This is a genomic window from Streptomyces sp. BRA346 (genome assembly GCF_052851135.1).
This window is the reverse complement of record NZ_JAIWIH010000049.1, coordinates 1-16,427: the sequence shown is the minus strand read 5'-3', so window position 1 is coordinate 16,427 and position 16,427 is coordinate 1. Positions and strand designations below refer to the sequence as shown.

11 protein-coding genes are annotated in these 16,427 nt (G+C 71.3%); 9 read left to right on the top strand and 2 right to left on the bottom strand.

All coding sequences use genetic code 11. The features are described from left to right. The first annotated feature begins 14 nt into the window (after nucleotides 1–14). The 5 genes from LCH29_RS38665 (at nucleotide 15) to LCH29_RS38645 (ending at nucleotide 8,163) form a co-directional block, all read left to right on the top strand. Nucleotides 15–1,520, top strand: coding sequence for a CoA-acylating methylmalonate-semialdehyde dehydrogenase (locus LCH29_RS38665; protein WP_446466357.1), 1,506 nt, complete (start codon nucleotides 15–17; stop codon nucleotides 1,518–1,520). Between the two features lie 144 nt (nucleotides 1,521–1,664). Beyond that, nucleotides 1,665–2,111 carry a hypothetical protein gene (locus LCH29_RS38660; protein WP_446466356.1) on the top strand — a complete coding sequence of 149 codons (447 nt, stop codon included), beginning with the start codon at nucleotides 1,665–1,667 and terminating at the stop codon, nucleotides 2,109–2,111. A gap of 83 nt (nucleotides 2,112–2,194) precedes the next feature. Continuing rightward, nucleotides 2,195–4,315 (top strand): FUSC family protein, encoded by a 2,121-nt coding sequence (locus LCH29_RS38655; protein WP_446466355.1) that lies wholly within the window; start codon nucleotides 2,195–2,197, stop codon nucleotides 4,313–4,315. 146 nt (nucleotides 4,316–4,461) lie between these two features. Next, nucleotides 4,462–5,223, top strand: coding sequence for a thioesterase II family protein (locus tag LCH29_RS38650; RefSeq protein ID WP_446466354.1), 762 nt, complete (start codon nucleotides 4,462–4,464; stop codon nucleotides 5,221–5,223). Between the two features lie 126 nt (nucleotides 5,224–5,349). Further along, nucleotides 5,350–8,163 carry an AAA family ATPase gene (locus LCH29_RS38645; protein ID WP_446466353.1) on the top strand — a complete coding sequence of 938 codons (2,814 nt, stop codon included), beginning with the start codon at nucleotides 5,350–5,352 and terminating at the stop codon, nucleotides 8,161–8,163. Nucleotides 8,164–8,185: 22 nt separating this feature from the next. On the opposite strand, the gene LCH29_RS38640 is transcribed toward LCH29_RS38645, so the two are convergent. Both LCH29_RS38640 and LCH29_RS38635 read right to left on the bottom strand, forming a co-directional pair. Next, the gene (locus tag LCH29_RS38640; protein ID WP_446466352.1) at nucleotides 8,186–8,815 is read right to left on the bottom strand and encodes a response regulator; all 630 of its coding nucleotides are present in this window, start codon (nucleotides 8,813–8,815) and stop codon (nucleotides 8,186–8,188) included. Beyond that, nucleotides 8,808–10,052 carry a sensor histidine kinase gene (locus tag LCH29_RS38635; protein WP_446466351.1) on the bottom strand — a complete coding sequence of 415 codons (1,245 nt, stop codon included), beginning with the start codon at nucleotides 10,050–10,052 and terminating at the stop codon, nucleotides 8,808–8,810. Before LCH29_RS38635 ends, LCH29_RS38640 begins: the two co-directional genes overlap by 8 nt. A gap of 170 nt (nucleotides 10,053–10,222) precedes the next feature. Here LCH29_RS38635 and LCH29_RS38630 point away from each other — a divergent pair, with 170 nt between their 5' ends. From LCH29_RS38630 to LCH29_RS38615, 4 genes are all read left to right on the top strand, one after another. Further along, nucleotides 10,223–10,789, top strand: coding sequence for a hypothetical protein (locus tag LCH29_RS38630; RefSeq protein WP_446466350.1), 567 nt, complete (start codon nucleotides 10,223–10,225; stop codon nucleotides 10,787–10,789). 78 nt (nucleotides 10,790–10,867) lie between these two features. Continuing rightward, nucleotides 10,868–11,368, top strand: a complete 501-nt coding sequence (locus LCH29_RS38625) for a PH domain-containing protein (protein ID WP_123098598.1) — start codon at nucleotides 10,868–10,870, stop codon at nucleotides 11,366–11,368. Next, a complete protein-coding gene (locus tag LCH29_RS38620; protein ID WP_446466349.1) occupies nucleotides 11,365–12,921 on the top strand; it encodes a PH domain-containing protein in 1,557 nt (518 codons plus the stop codon). Before LCH29_RS38625 ends, LCH29_RS38620 begins: the two co-directional genes overlap by 4 nt. 266 nt (nucleotides 12,922–13,187) lie before the next feature. Next, a partial coding sequence (locus LCH29_RS38615) for a type I polyketide synthase (RefSeq protein WP_446466348.1) occupies nucleotides 13,188–16,427 on the top strand: 3,240 nt, incomplete at its 3' end.

Below are 16,427 nucleotides of genomic sequence, written 5' to 3'. Positions count from 1 at the left end.
AAGGCTCCGCACCCATGAAGACCGTCAACCACTGGATCGGCGGAAAGCCCGTCGAGGGCACGTCCGGCAACCACGGCCCGGTGTACAACCCCGCCACCGGTGCCCAGGACACCCGGGTCGCCCTCGCCTCGGTCGCGGACGTCGACGCGGCCGTCGCGTCCGCGAAGGAGGCGTACCGGTCCTGGGGCACCGTCTCGCTGTCCAAGCGCACCGCGATCCTCTACAAGTACCGCGAGCTGCTGGACGCCCACCGCGACGAGATCGCCGAGCTGATCACCGCCGAGCACGGCAAGGTGCACTCGGACGCGCTCGGCGAGGTGGCCCGAGGTCTGGAGATCGTCGAACTGGCCTGTGGAATCGCCGAGAAGCTCAAGGGCGAGCTGTCCACCCAGGTCTCCACCGGGGTCGACGTCTCCTCGATCCGTCAGCCGCTGGGTGTCGTCGCGGGCATCACGCCGTTCAACTTCCCTGCCATGGTGCCGATGTGGATGTTCCCGGTGGCCATCGCCTGCGGGAACACCTTCGTCCTCAAGCCCAGCGAGAAGGACCCGTCGGCGTCCCACCGGCTGGCCGAGCTGGCCGCCGAGGCGGGGCTGCCGGAGGGCGTGCTCAACGTCGTCAACGGCGACAAGGTGGCCGTGGACCGGCTGCTGGAGCACCCGGACGTCGCCGCGGTCAGCTTCGTCGGCTCCACCCCGATCGCCAAGTACATCCAGTCCAAGGCCGTCGAGCACGGCAAGCGGGTGCAGGCGCTCGGCGGCGCCAAGAACCACATGCTGGTGCTGCCCGACGCCGACCTGGACTTCGCCGCGGACAACGCGATCAACGCGGCCTACGGCTCGGCCGGTGAGCGCTGCATGGCGGTCTCCGTCGTCGTCGCCGTCGGCGACATCGGCGACGAGCTGGTGAAGAAGATCGCCGACCGGGCCGCCAAGCTCCGCATCGGCCCCGGCAACGACCCGTCCTCCGAGATGGGCCCGCTGATCACCAAGGAGCACCGGGACAAGGTGGCCGGTTACGTCCACGGGGCCGCGGCCCAGGGCGCGGAGGTGGTCGTGGACGGTACCGGCTACACGGTCGAGGATCACCCTGAATGTGCTGACGGCTTCTTCATCGGCGTCTCGCTGCTGGACAAGGTGCCCGCCACCGCCGACGCCTACCGCGACGAGATCTTCGGCCCGGTGCTGTGCGTGGTCCGCGCCGAGACGTACGACGACGCCATCGAGCTGATCAACTCCTCGAAGTGGGGCAACGGCACCGCGATCTTCACCCGCGACGGCGGCGCCGCCCGCCGCTTCCAGCTGGAGGTCGAGGCGGGCATGGTCGGCGTCAACGTGCCGATCCCGGTGCCGGTGGGCTACCACTCCTTCGGCGGCTGGAAGGACTCGCTCTTCGGCGACCAGCACATCTACGGCAACGACGGGGTGCACTTCTACACCCGCGGCAAGGTCGTCACCACCCGCTGGCCGGAGCCGTCGGAAGAGGTCGGCATCAACCTGGGCTTCCCCAAGAACCACTGACCCGGGCGCGTATGGGGCACCCTCGCCGGTCATCGACCGGCGAGGGTTTCTCTGTGTCACAGGGCAACCATCTACCCGTGTTGTAGGTCTTCTTGAGTGTTCGCCCGAACCATGGGCACACGACCACATTCAGGGGGATCTCCTATGCTTCGTACCCTTCGTTGCTCCGCGGCCGCGCTCGGCCTCGGGCTCGTGCTGGCCGCGGGCGCACCCGCTACCGCCGCCCCGCACGGCGGGAAGAAGACCGATCCGAACGGCCGCTTCACCGCCGAGGAGATCCACCACTTCCTGGAGGGTTTCTACGGCAACCACGGACCGCGCCCCTGGGAGCGCGAGAACCTGGTCTCCGACCAGCTGAAGGAGCGGATCGCCCAGACGCCCGACTACGACCTGCTGCTGTGCGCGCAGAACGAGCCGCGGGACATCGAGGTCGGCGAGGTGACCACGGCCCAGTCGGCCCGGGTCGGCTGGGCGACGATCACCACGTACTGGGGCCAGGGCTCGCCGAGCTCCTTCACCGCGTACGTCGACCTCGACGCGACCCGGCCCATCGAACTGCTCGATGTGGACTGCGCAACACCCGAGGGCTGACGCGGCCGAAAGGGCGGGAAGGCGAGGAATCGGCCAAAGACGGCCGGTTCCTCGCTTGCAGATCAAGGTCGTAGTCTCGCCGTATGAGCTGGTCACACGCGCTGAAGCAGACGGCCCAGGCGGGTTTGACGATCGAGCGCATCCGGCTGGAGCCGCTGGTCGCGGTCCGTGGCGCCTGCGGTGTGGCGATCGTCGTCGGGCTGACTCTCTGGTTCGGCTCGCCGACCCTCGCGGTGTCGTCGGCGTTCGGCGCGTTCTCCGCCGGGATCGCCATCTTCCAGAAGAGCTGGCGCCCCCGCCCGGAGCTGGCGCTGGCCGCGGCGTCCCTGCTCGCGGTCTCCACCTTCCTCGGCTATCTGGCCGCCGCCCACATCGCCACCTTCGTCGTGATGCTCGCCGTGTGGACGCTGCTGACCGGCATGTCGTGGGCGGTCGGCCCGGTGTCCGGGCTGGTGTCGACCCAGATGGTCGCGGTGATGCTGGTCACCGTCACCCTCCCCACCTCGGTGTTCGGCGCCCTGGAGCACGCCGCGCTGATCGGGGTCGGCGGGGTCGTCCAGGCGGCGCTGATCGTGCTCTTCCCGGTGCGGCCCTGGGGTGTGCAGCGCGACGCCCTCGCCGACGCGCTCGCCGGCGTGGCCGACTACGCCCGGCGGCTGCGCCACGACCCGCAGGCGCCGTTCGACCCGCAGCCGCTGATGGACGCCCGCAGCGCCGCCGCCGTCACCCCGCGCGCGGCGAAGCGGCGCCCGAGCCAGCTGCGCGGCTACCGGCTGCTGGCCGAGCGGATCCGGCCGGTGCTCGCCTCGATGGCCGATCCGGTGGTCGGCGCCCCGATGCTCGGGCCCGAGCGCGACCGGGTGCGTGAGCTGCTGGCCGCGACCGCCACCGTGCTCGACGCGGTGGCCCACGCCGTCCGCCGCAGCAGGCCGGTCCGGTTGCCGCCCGAGGCGATGGCGGTGCTGGAGGTGCCGGAGAGCGGCCCGATGCTGGGCGGCGCGGCCCGCCGCGCGGCGCTGAAGCTGATGGCCCTGGTGAACGACGTCGTGGAGTCCTCGGACGAGCGGGTGGAGGCGGTGACCTCCGAAGGCACCAAGGACCGCCGCCATCTGCCCCGCCCCACCGTCCCCGGCCTGGTGCCGGTGGCGCTGCGCGCCCTGCGCCGCGAGGTCCGCTGGGACTCGCGCATCCTGCGGCACGCGGTGCGCCTCACGGTGGTGGCGGTCTGCGGCTATCTGCTGGGCGCCGTGCTGCCGTTCGGCCACGGCTACTGGGCGCCGCTGACCTCGGTGATGGTGCTGCGCCCGGACTTCGGCCAGACCTTCTCGCGCGGGGTCGCCCGCTTCTGCGGCACCCTGGCCGGGGTCCTGATCGGCGGGCTGGTGGTGACGCTGGCCCATCCGGACCCGTATGTGAGCGCCACCCTGGCCGTGGTGTGCGCGGCCTTCATGTTCATGCTGCTGCGCACCGGCTTCATCGTGGCCTCGCTGTGCGTGAGCGCGTACGTGGTCTTCCTGCTCGGCATCGCGGGCGCGGAGGTCGGCCAGACCGTGCAGGCGCGGGTGGCGCTGACGCTGCTGGGCGGGCTGATGGCGATGGCCTCGTACGTGGTCTTCCCCGCCTGGGAGACCCCGCTGCTGCGCGACCGGCTGGCCGACTGGCTGGCCGCGGGCGGCCGGTACGCCATCGCCGTCTTCGACGCCCACGCCCGGCCCGCCGAGCGCCGCTCCCGCCAGGTGCGGGAGGCGCTGCTGGACCAGCGGGCGGCCCGCAGCGAGTACGAGCAGCTGGAGGGCCGGGCCCGCCGGGAACCGGTGCGCCACCGCGGGCTCGGCCCCCGGGCGGCGCGGGCGGCGCAGACCGCGCTGTCCACCGCGGGCCGGGTCACCATGCTGCTGGAGGCGCATCTTCCGGACCGCGACGCGGCCCCGTCGCCGGAGGCCGAGGAGTTCGCGGCGGCGCTGCGGACGGCGGTCCCGAAGGCCGTGGAGGCCGTACGGGAGCGGCGGCCCCTGGACTGGACCGCCGTACAGGAGTCGCTGGAGCACTGGCAGGAGCGCGCCGGGGAGCGGCAGGGGGTCGCGGTGCGCAGTGCGGAGCTGCTGGTGGAGGCGCTGGACGACCTGGCGGAGGCGCTCGCGGGGGGCGCGCGGCAACAGCGCGCGCTCCAAGACCCCACTCGTGGGGGTGACCCCTCGCATTAGGGGTGCCCCCTACATGAATTGTCGTGTTAGAACATTTAGGGGCAGCCTCTTCCGGCACATCTTCCGGAGCGTCACCTTCTGGTGTGACGGTGTGTTGAGCTGCTGTCGCGACGGCGAACCTGATGAGGGAAAGACTTTTCACGTACATGGGTGCTCAGCAAGAAGACAGCGTCTGGATACGACGGTTCCATCCGGCATCCGACAGCCGTGTGCGGCTGGTCTGTTTGCCGCACGCCGGGGGTTCGGCGTCGTTCTTCTTCCCGGTGTCCCAGGCGCTTTCGCCGTCCGTCGACGTCCTCTCCCTCCAATATCCGGGGCGTCAGGACCGGCGTCTCGACCCGCGGATCGAAAACATCGGCGAGTACGCGGACGCCATCGCCGCGGAGTTGAAGCCCTGGCTCGATCTGCCGATCGCCTTCTTCGGCCACAGCATGGGCGCCGTTCTCGCGTTCGAGGTGACGCGCCGGCTGGAGGCGGCCGATCCGGAGTTCTCCCCGGTCGCCCTCTTCGCCTCGGGCCGCCGGGCACCGTCCCGTTACCGGGACGAGAAGGTGCACCGGCGTGATGACGACGGCATCGTGCGCGAAATGAAGATGCTGAGCGGAACCGACGCACGGGTCCTCGGAAATGAGGAGATCCTGCGCATGGTGATGCCCGCGATTCGCAGCGACTACAAGGCGATCGAGACCTACCGCTCCGAGCCCGACGCCGCCGTCCGCGCACCGATCACCGTGCTGACCGGCGACAGCGACCCCAGGACCAGCCGGGACGAGGCGGAGGCGTGGCGGTCGCACACCACCGGCGGGTTCGACATCAAGGTGTTCTCCGGCGGTCACTTCTTCTTGGCCAACCATCAAGCGGAGATCACGAACCTGGTATCCGAGGCGCTTTCGGCGTCGAGGCCCTGACCCGGCCCTCACCCCGGCGACGAATCGTCAGCACGATCGAAACGCAAGAAAAGCCTGCGTCACGTTACCTGCCCTCGGCGTCACCGCCGGGGGCATGAGGTGATACTTCATCGGGGGATAAGACCTGTGCTCGCAAACCTTTTCGAATGGGAGAGCCGCCTCTCCGTCCTGCGCGACATGCTGCACGGCGCCACACAGGGCAGAGGTCGGCTGGCGCTTGTCAGCGGCGCGGTGGCCAGTGGAAAGACCCGGCTGCTGGACAGTTTTGCCGAACAGGCCATCGAGAGCGGTGCGTTGCTCCTCGAAGTGACCGGTTCACGGGCCGAACGTGAACTACCCTTCGGTATTCTCCGGAAGATCTTCGATAACGCCGCGATGCCCCCGGACGTCCGCTCCGAGGCGGTGGCCCTGCTTTCCGATATCGGCCCGGAGAGTACCGCCGCGGCGCGCATGCATGTGATGTCCCAGATTTCCTCGGTGCTGCTGCGACTGGTCGACGAACGCACCCTCGTCATCGCCGTCGACGATGTGCACTGCGGCGACGACCATTCCCTGCAATTCCTGCTCCACCTCGCCCGCCGGGTCCGCCAGGCGAGGGTTCTCATCGTCCTCACCGAATCCCCCCGGCTGCGCCAGCAGCAGCTGACCTTCCACGCCGAACTCCTCCGCCAGCCCAACTGTGTGCGGATGCGGCTGCCCATGCTCACCGAGGCGGGCGTCGCCGAGGCGCTGTCGAACACCCTGTCCGCCCCCGTCGCCTCCCGGCTCGCCCCCGAATGCCACCGCCTCTCCGGCGGCAACCCGCTGCTGCTGCGCGCCCTGCTGGACGACTGGCGGGCCGGGGGCGACCACGGTGAGGCCCTCCAGCGGCCCGCGCCCGGCGAGGCGTTCGCGCAGGCCGTCCTCGGCTGTCTGTACCGGGGCGAGCCCGATGTGGCGGCGATCGCCCGCGGTGTCGCCGTCCTCGGCGACGCCCGCTCCCCGCGGTCCCTGAGCGGCCTCCTCGACCTGAACGTCGGCACGGTCGAACAGGGCGTCCAGGACCTGCACGAGTGCGGGATCCTGGAACACGGCCGGTTCCGCGACGAGGTGGCCCGTACCGCCGTCCTCGACGCGGCCCCCGCGGCCCTCTGCCACGACCTGCACGCCCGGGCCGCCCGGCTGCTGCACGCCGACGGCGCCTCCGCGCTCGACGTCGCCCGCCATCTGGTCCGCGCCCGCCAGGACGGCGAGCCGTGGACCGTGCCCGTCCTCCGCGAGGCCGCCGAATACGCGCTGGTGCAGAAGGAAACCGACGTCGCGCTCCGCTGCCTCGAACATGCCCACCACGCGTGCGAGCCGGGCCCCACCCGCACCGCCCTCAAGGCGCGGCTCGTCAGCGTCGCCTGGCGGGTCGGCCCGGCCGTCGCCGAGGGGTATCTGCCGTCGCTCACCGAGGAGGCCGAGAAGGGCTGGCTCGCCCCGCGCGACATCGCCCCCATCGCCTCGTACCTCGCCTGGTCGGGGCGGCTGGACGCGGCCGCGGACGCCATCACCGCGCTGAACCGCACGGCGGGCCCCGGCGCGACCGACGGCGGCGATCCCGCGATGAGCGCCGCTCTCTCGGCCTCCGTCCAGTGGCTGACGATGCTCAGCCCGCCGCTGCGCGACCGCCTCCCCACCCTCGGCGGGGGTGCCGCCAAGGCCACCGGCTCCCCGCACGACGTGGCCGACCTCGCCCACGCGCACGCCGCCGCCACCCTGTCCGCCGCTTTCACCGAGGGCCGGGCCGACCAGGCGGTCATCGAGGCCGAACGCGTCCTCCAGCGCTACCACCTCGGCGACAACACCCTCCAGCCACTGGTCATCGCCCTGTACGCGCTCGTCGTCGTCGACCGCCTGGACCTCGCCCTGTCCTGGTGTGAACGGCTGCTCGGCGAATGCTCCTCCCGCAGCGTCCCCGCCTGGCAGGCGATGCTGTCCGCCGTACGGGCCGAAATCGCCCTGCGCCAGGGCGACCTCCAGGTCGCCGCGCACCAGGCGCGCAGCGCCCTGGCGCAGATCCCCGCGCCGGGCTGGGGGGTGGGCATCGGCCTGCTGCTGTCCGCGCTGATCCAGGCCGAGACCGGGATGGGCCACCACGACGAGGCCATGGCGCTGCTCGAACAGCCCCTCCCCGACGGGCTCTTCCGCACCGTTCCCGGGATGTACTACCTGCGCGCCCGCGGCCGCTGCCACCTGGCCACCGGCCGCTACCACGCCGCCCTCGGCGACTTCCAGGCGTGCGGGGAGCTGGCCGAGTCCTGGCGCATGGACACGCCCCTGCTGGCGCCGTGGCGGCTGGACGCCGCCGAGGCGTGGCTCGCCCTCGGCAACCCCGCCCAGGCCCGCTCCCTCGCCGAGGAACAGCTGCGCCGGGGCGCCGGTGACACCCGGCTGCGCGGCGCGCTGCTGGTCGTCCTGGCCCGCACCGACCAGCTCAGGCGGCGGCTGCCGCGGCTCAAGGAGGCCGTCGAGGTGCTGGAGGGCGGCGACGACCGCATCCAGCTCGCCATCGCCCTCGGTGAACTCGGCCGCGCCTACCGCGCGCTGGGCGACTTCAACCGGGGCCGGGTCTTCGTCCGCAAGGCCTGGCACGTGGCCAAGACCTGCGGCGCCGAGCCGCTGTGCCGGGAGCTGATGCCCCGGCAGGCGGACTCCGGCGAACTCGCCCCGGCCCCCGCCCAGCCCGGCGGCGAGGCCGAACCGCAGCGGGATGTGGAGGCGTTGACGGAGGCGGAGGTGCGGGTCGCGCTGCTGGCCGCGCACGGCAACACCAACCGGGAGATCGCCTCCAAGCTGTTCGTCACCGTCAGCACGGTGGAGCAGCACCTGACCCGCATCTACCGCAAGCTGAACGTCAAGCGACGCCGCGACCTGCCCGCCAAGCTCTCCGACAGCAGCCTGACGGGCACCGTATAGGCAGGTCAGGTCAGCGGGAGGGTCAGGACAGCAGTCCGCGCTCCATCGCCGTCATCACCGCCGCCGTGCGGTCGGAGACGCCGAGCTTCCGATACGAACGCAGCAGATGCGTCTTCACCGTGGCCTCGGCCACGAACAGCTTGGCGCCGATCTCCGCGTTGGTCAGCCCCTGGCCGACCAGCCGCAGCACCTCGCGCTCCCGGCCGGACAGCGGGGACGGCTCGGCCACCCGGGTGCGCAGCAGCTTGCCCGCGAGGGACGGGGTGAGCACCGTCTCGCCGCGCGCCGCGGTCTGTACGGCGCCGATCAGCTCCTGACGTGAACTGCCCTTCAGCAGATAACCCGCGGCGCCCGCCTCCACCGCCCGCAGGATGTCGGAGTCGTCCTCGTACGTGGTCACGATGACGACCTTGCAGCCGGGCACCTTCCGCAGGATCTGCGTGGTGGCCTCGACCCCGTCCATCCCGCCCATGCGCAGGTCCAGCAGGATGATGTCCGGCCGCAGCGCCATCGCCTGGACGACCGCCTCCTCACCGGAACCGGCCTGTCCGACGACCGTGATGCCGTCGGCGGACTCCAGCATGGCGCTCAGGCCCTCCCGCACCACGGGATGGTCGTCCGCCAGCAGAACCCGGATCTCCTGGTCAGCCATTCACTGCCTCCCCGGCCAGCGCCGCCGCCGGCACGTTCACCTCGACGGTGGTGCCCCGCCCGGGGCTGCTGGTGATGGACGCCATTCCGTCGATCTCCTCCATCCGGGCCTGCATCCCGCGCAGCCCGTACCCTTCCTGCGTGCCGTCCGGGGTGAAGCCCTCGCCGTCGTCGCGGATCAGCAGCCGGACGCCGGAGTCGTCGAAGACCAGGATCACATCCACCGTACGGGCCTGCTTGGCGTGCTTGCGGACGTTCGCGATCGCCTCCTGCACCGAGCGCAGCAGCACGACGCTGACGGCCATCGGCATGGGCTGCTCCTCGCCGCTGACCGAGCACCGCACCTCCAGGCCGGTCTCGGCGATCAGCCCGTCCGCCTGACGGCGCACCGCCTGCACCAGTGAGCCGCCGCGCAGCGCGGGCGGGGTGAGGGCCGCCACGAAGTCACGGGCCTCGGCGAGCGATTCCTTGGCCACCCGCCCGGCCAGCGACAGATGGTTCACCGCCTGGTCCGGTGCGCCGTGCACCTCCGACTCCGCCGCCTGGACCAGGCTGATGATGCTGGTCAGGCCCTGCGCGAGGGTGTCGTGGATCTCCCGGGCCAGCCGCTCGCGTTCGGCGGAGATACCGGCCTCGTGGGACAGCCGGGCCACCCGCTCCCGGCTGCGCCGCAGTTCCTCGATGAGCAGCCCGCGCTCCTTGCTCTGCCGCACCACCCGCTTGATCCACAGGCCCAGCAGCACCGACAGCGCGATGCTCAGCAGCGAGACGGGCAGCACGCCCCAGACGCTCAGGCCCAGCGCCTCACCGCTGACCGCCACCACCAGGACGGGGCACAGATTGGCGGCCGTGGCCATCGCGACCGCCCAGCCCATCGGCAGGCTCATGATGAGCATCGGGATGACGGCGAACAGCGCGAAGGCGCCCACCAGGTTGAACGCCGTGGTGATGGAGAACAGCGCCACCAGCCCGATCGCGTAGACCTGGTTGCGCGGCCCGTAGGTGTCCTCGACCATCAGGGCACGGCCGAGCGCGGCGTACCAGGGGACCGTCAGCGTCAACGAGCCGATCGCCACGGCGGCGAGCGGCTGGGAGCCGCCGGAGAGCAGCAGCAGGGTCGCGGTGACGAGGTAGGAGACGGCGAAGAAGCCGTCCCAGAGGCCGAACCAGCGGGTTCCGGACTCGGGACCGTAATACGCGCCGGTCGCCGATTCCTCCCCCGGAGAGTGAGTGCGCACGGCCTCAGTACTACCACGCGTGTCCACCGTGTCCACCGGACGGTTGACAGGAGGAACCCACCGTTCGGTCGTCCCGTGGCGCGCGCTCCGCTTCTAGCGTTGGTATCGGTTAGACAGCACGTGTCAAGCCACGAAGTACGTCGTCCCCCTGGCTTGAAAGAAGGTCACCTATGCCACAGATGAGTCAGTTCATGTCCGCGCTGATCGCGAGCGGCACGATTCTGATCATCATCCTCGCGACCGACATCGGCCGCCGCCGCATCACCACGATGCGCATGGTGCGCTCGGTCATCGCGGTGGCCGTGGTCATCGCGATCTTCGTCGAGTCGTTCCCGACCAAGGGCAACGACCTGTCCCTCCAGCTCCTCGGCGTCGGCACCGGCGTCATCTGCGGGCTGATCGCCGGTGTGCTGCTGCCCGCCTTCAAGGACTCCTCCTCCGGCGAGCTGTACACCATCGGTGGCATCGGCTACGCCCTGGTGTGGATCGTCCTCTCCAGCGGACGCATCATCTTCGCCTACGGCGCCGAGCACTGGTTCACCATGGACCTGGTCAAGTTCTCCATCGACTACAAGATCAGCGGCCAGGACACCTACGCCAACGCGTTCGTCTTCATGTCGCTGGCCATGGTGCTGACCCGTACCGCCGTCCTGCTCGTCAAGATGCGCAAGCTGAACGACGGCACCACCACGGGTGGCCAGTCGGCCGAGCCGGTCACCAGCGGCGCCTCGGTCTGAACCGAGCCTGGTTTCATGGTCCACCAGTCCCGGACGGGGCAGGCGCGACGACGTCTGACGCAGGAACAGGGTGAAGCAGTGGAACACAACGACAACGTGAGGCTCCGGCCTCCTCGCCACCGGGTCGACCGCCGTGCTCTCGGCTGGTGGACGCTCCAGTCATCACTCTTCGCCCTGCCCCTGCCGCTCACCTTCGGCATCCTGTGGGCCTCGATTCCCCCCACGCGGACGTTCTTCATGTGGGCCACGCTGATCTCGCTGGTCCCCGGGATCCTCTACGTGGCGGTCATGCCCGCCTGGCGCTACCGGGTGCACCGCTGGGAGGCCACCGACGAGGCCGTGTACGCGGCCTCCGGGTGGCTGTGGCAGCAGTGGCGGGTCGTCCCGCTGTCCCGCGTCCAGACGGTGGACACCCTGCGCGGCCCGCTCCAGCAGATGTTCGGCCTCTCCGGCATCACCGTCACCACCGCATCCTCCGCGGCGGCGGTCAAGATCAAGGGCATCGACCACAAGGTCGCCGGGGACCTGGTCGAGTACCTGACCCGGACCACCCAGGCCGTACCGGGAGACGCCACATGATGGCCGACACCGACGTGCGGCGGCCCGCCCACGCGGCGGGCCGTGACTGGGAGCGGCTGAACGGCCGGCTGCTCCTGGTCAACCTGTCCATCCTCGCCGCGCCGCTGGCCATGTTCTTCGCCAGCCTCGCGCTCACCGGCGGCAAGACCAACCTCCAGATCATCATCACCCTCGGCTCGCTGTTCGTGACCTTCCTGGTCATCAGCGGCATCGGGCTGATGCGGCTGTTCACCACCCGCTTCCGGCTCACCGAGGAGCGCTTCGAACTCCACTCGGGCCTGGTCTTCCGCAGTCGGCGCTCGATCCCCGTCGCCCGCATCCGCGGCGTCGACATGACCGCCAACCCGGTCCACCGGCTCTTCGGCCTCACCACGCTGCGGCTCGACACCGGGGAGCAGAGCGACAACGCGGGCCGCCGGTTCTCGCTCGACGGCATCACCCGGGCCGACGCCCGCGCGCTGCGCCGCCGCATCATCGAACTGCGCGACGCGGGGCAGGCCCGCCCGGTGGCCGACAGCGACGGCCGCCTCTGCGAACTCGACTGGTCCTGGCTGCGCTACGGCCCGCTGACCGTCTGGGGCGTCGGCGGTGTCCTCATCGCCGCCAGCAGCGTGTACCGCACCCTGCACGAGATGCAGGTCGACCCGCTCGAATGGGGCATCGTCAAGGACCTCCAGAACCGCTTCGGCTCCGTCCCCCTCTGGTACGGAATCCTGGTGTGCGTCGTCGTCCTCGTCGCCCTCGGCATGGCGGGCTCCACCGCCACCTTCGTCGAGAACTGGTACGGCTACGAACTGCGGCGCGAGGACGGCGGAATCCTCCGGGTCCGCCGCGGACTGTTCGCCACCCGCTCCGTCAGCATCGAGGAACAGCGGCTGCGCGGCCTCGAACTGGTCGAGCCGATCCCGCTGCGCTGGGCCAAGGGCGCCAAGCTCAACGCCGTCGCCAGCGGCCTGGGCAACCTGGAGGACAACCGCAGGCGCCGCGCCCTCACCCCGCCCGTCCCGCGCGGCGAGGCCCTGCGGGTCGCCGCCGAGACGCTGCCGGTGGGCCCCGGCCTCGTCGAACGCCAGGGGCTCACCCGGCACCCGCAGGCCGCCATGTGGCGCCGGGTCAACCGCGCCCTCCTGTGGACGGCCCTGATCATCGCCGTCCAGATCGGCCTCGGCGTGTGGCTCGGCTCCTGGCTGATCGTCATCGGCATCTTCTCCGGTGCGGTGGTGATGCCGGCCCTGGTCGGGTTCGCGCTCGACGCGTACCGCGGCCTGGGCCATGGCATCCGCGGCCGCTATCTGGTCGCCTCCAGCGGTACGTTCGCCCGCCGCACCGCCGCCCTCCAGCGCGACGGGATCATCGGCTGGACCATCACCCGGTCCGCGTTCCAGCGCCGGAAGGGGCTGCTCACCCTCGGCGCCACCACCGCCGCGGGCGACGGCGTGTACAAGGTCCACGACGTGACCGAAAGCCAGGGAATCGCCCTCGCCGAGACCGCGGTACCGCGGCTGCTGGCGCCGTTCGTCGAGCGGGTGCCCGACGGACGCCGACCCCACTAGACCAACTGGCGATCCCCCGAGAGGTGGAGGGGCGGACCGAGAGGCCGCCCCTCCACCTCTGAACACCTCTCAACGTGACCGAAGGCCTTTATTTCTGCGAGTTCCTTGTCGCCACCGGAATTCTCGTGCACTCTGGTTAATTAAACGCGGCCATTGTGTGGCGTGCAGTGGATAAGGGGCTCCCCGGGTACGGTAGGGGGCCATAGGGGGTTTGAAGGGGTTTCTTGCCGCACCGCCCTGTGTAAGGCTGACCTACGGTTTGGTTTATGTCTGCGAGGGTAATGGGGCGCGCGATGGTGAGTGAGTCCGTGGATTTCACGCACGAGCACACCGAAAAGCGGGGGAGCGGCCCCGATGAAGCCTCCCGCGGAGCCTCCCCGTGGCGGGCCCGGCTCTCCGAACTCCCCGAGGCCGAGCGCGCCGACGCCCTCACCGCATGGGTCGGCGAGATCGCCGCCCAGGCCCTCAAGGACAAGGCGCCCGACGTCCTCGACCCCCAGCGGCCCTTCCTCGACCTGGGCTTCGACTCCCTCGCCACCGTCGACCTGCACGCCCGGCTGACCGCCGCCACCGGACTGCGCCTGCCCGTCACCCTCGCCTTCGACCACCCCACCCCCGCCGACCTCGCCCGCCATCTGCGGACCGAACTCCTCGGCGCGGACGCGGGTGAGGACCTGCCGTCGGATGTGACGCCGCGCGGCCCCATCGCCGACGACGAGCCCATCGCCATCATCGGAATGAGCTGTCGATTTCCCGGCTCGATCGGTTCGCCCGAAGAGCTGTGGGATATCGTCGCCGACGGAAAAGACGTCATCTCCGAATTCCCGGTGACCCGGGGCTGGGATCTCGCCGGTCTTTACGACCCCGACCCGGACAAGGCGGGCAGCAGCTATGCCCGCGAGGGCGGATTCCTGCACGACGCCGATGAGTTCGATCCGGCGTTCTTCGGTATTTCGCCGCGCGAGGCCCTCGCCATGGATCCGCAGCAGCGGCTGCTGCTGGAGACCTCCTGGGAGGCGTTCGAGCGCGCCGGTATCGACCCCGCGGCGCTCCGCGGCGGCCGGGCCGGGGTGTTCGTCGGCGCCGAGCAGCAGGACTACGGACCCCGGCTGCACGAGGCCGAGCAGGGCTTCGAGGGCTACCTGGTCACCGGCAACGCCGCGAGCGTCGCCTCCGGCCGTATCGCCTACACCTTCGGCTTCGAGGGCCCCACCGTCACCGTCGACACCGCGTGCTCCTCCTCGCTGGTGGCGCTCCACCTCGCCGTCCAGGCCCTCCGCAACGGCGAATGCCCGCTCGCCCTCGCCGGCGGCGTCGCCGTCATGGCCAACCCCGGCTCCTTCATCGCCTTCAGCCGTCAGCGCGGCCTCGCGCCCGACGGCCGCTGCAAGCCGTTCGCCGCCGCCGCCGACGGCACCGCCTGGGGCGAGGGCGTCGGCATGCTGCTCGTGGAGCGGCTGTCCGACGCGCGGCGCAACGGCCACCGGGTGCTGGCCGTCGTACGCGGCACCGCCATCAACCAGGACGGCGCCAGCAACGGCCTCACCGCCCCCAGCGGCCCCGCCCAGCAGCGCGTCATCCGCCAGGCGCTGGCCGGTGCGGGACTGTCGGCCGCCGACGTGGACGCCGTGGAGGCGCACGGTACGGGGACCACGCTGGGCGACCCGATCGAGGCGCAGGCCCTGCTCGCCACGTACGGGCAGGAGCGGGACCCGGACCGGCCCTTGCTGCTCGGCTCGCTCAAGTCGAACATCGGCCACACCCAGTCCGCGGCCGGTGTCGGCGGCATCATCAAGATGGTCATGGCGATGCGCCACGGCGAACTGCCGCGCAGCCTGCACATCGACCAGCCCACCCCGCACGTCGACTGGGCCGCGGGCGACGTCGAACTGCTGACGCAGGCCCGGGAATGGCCGGACACCGGCCGCCCGCGCCGCGCGGGTGTGTCGTCGTTCGGCATGAGCGGCACCAACGCCCACGCCATCATCGAGCAGCCGCCCGCCGCCGACGACGAGGCTGCGGAGCAGGCCACTGGGGGACCCGCCCCCGCCGTACTGCCCTGGATCCTGTCGGCCAAGACCACCGACGCCCTCCGCGCCCAGGCCGAACGGCTGCGGCACCACCTGGAGGCCCACCCCGGCCTCGCCCTCACCGACATCGGCCACTCCCTGGCCACCACCCGCGCCACCTTCGAACAGCGCGCCGTGGTCCTCGCCGACGGCCGCGACGGCGCCCTCGCCGCGCTGCGCACCCTGGCCGCGGGCGACGACGCACCGGCCGTCATCCAGGGCGCCCCCGCCGCCGGGAAGCTCGCCCTGCTGTTCACCGGGCAGGGCAGCCAGCGCCTCGGCATGGGCCGCGAGCTGTACGCCACGTACCCCGTCTTCGCCGAAGCCCTCGACGACGCCTGCTGGTACCTCGAGGAGCAGCTGGAACACCCGCTCCTCGACGTGCTCTTCGCCGAGGAAGGCTCGCCCGAGGCGGCCCTCCTCGACCGCACCGACTACACCCAGCCCGCCCTGTTCGCCATCGAGGTCGCGCTCTACCGCCTGGCCGAATCCTGGGGGCTGCGCCCCGACCTGCTCGCCGGACACTCGATCGGCGAACTGGCCGCCGCGCACGTGGCGGGGGTGCTGTCCCTGGAGGACGCCGCCGCGCTGGTGGCTGCTCGTGGCCGTCTGATGCAGGAGCTTCCGGCCGGTGGCGCGATGGTCGCGGTGCAGGCGTCGGAGGACGAGGTACTGCCGCTACTCAGCGACCGGGTGGGCATCGCCGCGGTGAACGGGCCCGCATCGGTGGTCATCTCGGGCGACGAGGACGCTGTTGTTGAGGTTGCCGCGTCGTTCGAGGCGCAGGGTCGTAAGACGAAGCGGCTCACGGTCAGCCACGCCTTCCACTCCCCGCTCATGGACGGCATGCTCGCCGAATTCCGGCGCGTCGCCCAGGTGCTGGAGTACGCGCCGCCGCGCATCCCCGTCGTCTCCACCGTCACCGGGCGGCTCGCCACCGCCGAGGAGCTGTGCTCGCCCGAGTACTGGGTACGCCACGTCCGCGACGCGGTGCGCTTCCTCGACGGCGTCCACACCCTGGCCGACAAGGGCGCCACCACCTTCCTGGAACTCGGCCCCGACGCCGTGCTCACCGCCATGGCGCAGGACTGCCTGCCCGACACCGACGGCGTGCGGTACGGGTCTGCGCTGCGCGCCTCCCGCCCGGAGGGCGAGACCGTCACCGCGGCCCTGGCCCTGGCGTACGTACGGGGCAAGAAGGTCGACTGGGCCGCCCCGTACGCCGGTACCGGCGCGACGACCGTCGACCTGCCCACCTACGCCTTCCAGCGCCAGAGCTACTGGCTCAACGCCCCCGTCGCCACGGCCCCCGCCGCATCGGGTGATGCGGCCGATGGGCGGTTCTGGGATGTGGTGGAGCGCGGGGATGTGGCCGCGCTGGCTGCGGAGTTGGAGGTGGATCCGGGGCTGTCGTTGGGTGAGGTGCTGCCCGCGTTG

Coding starts and splice junctions, on each gene's coding strand:
- LCH29_RS38630 (WP_446466350.1), top strand. CDS start 10,223: ATGCCACAGATGAGTCAGTTCATGTCCGCGCTGATCGCGAGCGGCACG.
- LCH29_RS38665 (WP_446466357.1), top strand. CDS start 15: ATGAAGACCGTCAACCACTGGATCGGCGGAAAGCCCGTCGAGGGCACG.
- LCH29_RS38640 (WP_446466352.1), bottom strand. CDS start 8,815: ATGGCTGACCAGGAGATCCGGGTTCTGCTGGCGGACGACCATCCCGTG.
- LCH29_RS38620 (WP_446466349.1), top strand. CDS start 11,365: ATGATGGCCGACACCGACGTGCGGCGGCCCGCCCACGCGGCGGGCCGT.
- LCH29_RS38655 (WP_446466355.1), top strand. CDS start 2,195: ATGAGCTGGTCACACGCGCTGAAGCAGACGGCCCAGGCGGGTTTGACG.
- LCH29_RS38650 (WP_446466354.1), top strand. CDS start 4,462: ATGGGTGCTCAGCAAGAAGACAGCGTCTGGATACGACGGTTCCATCCG.
- LCH29_RS38660 (WP_446466356.1), top strand. CDS start 1,665: ATGCTTCGTACCCTTCGTTGCTCCGCGGCCGCGCTCGGCCTCGGGCTC.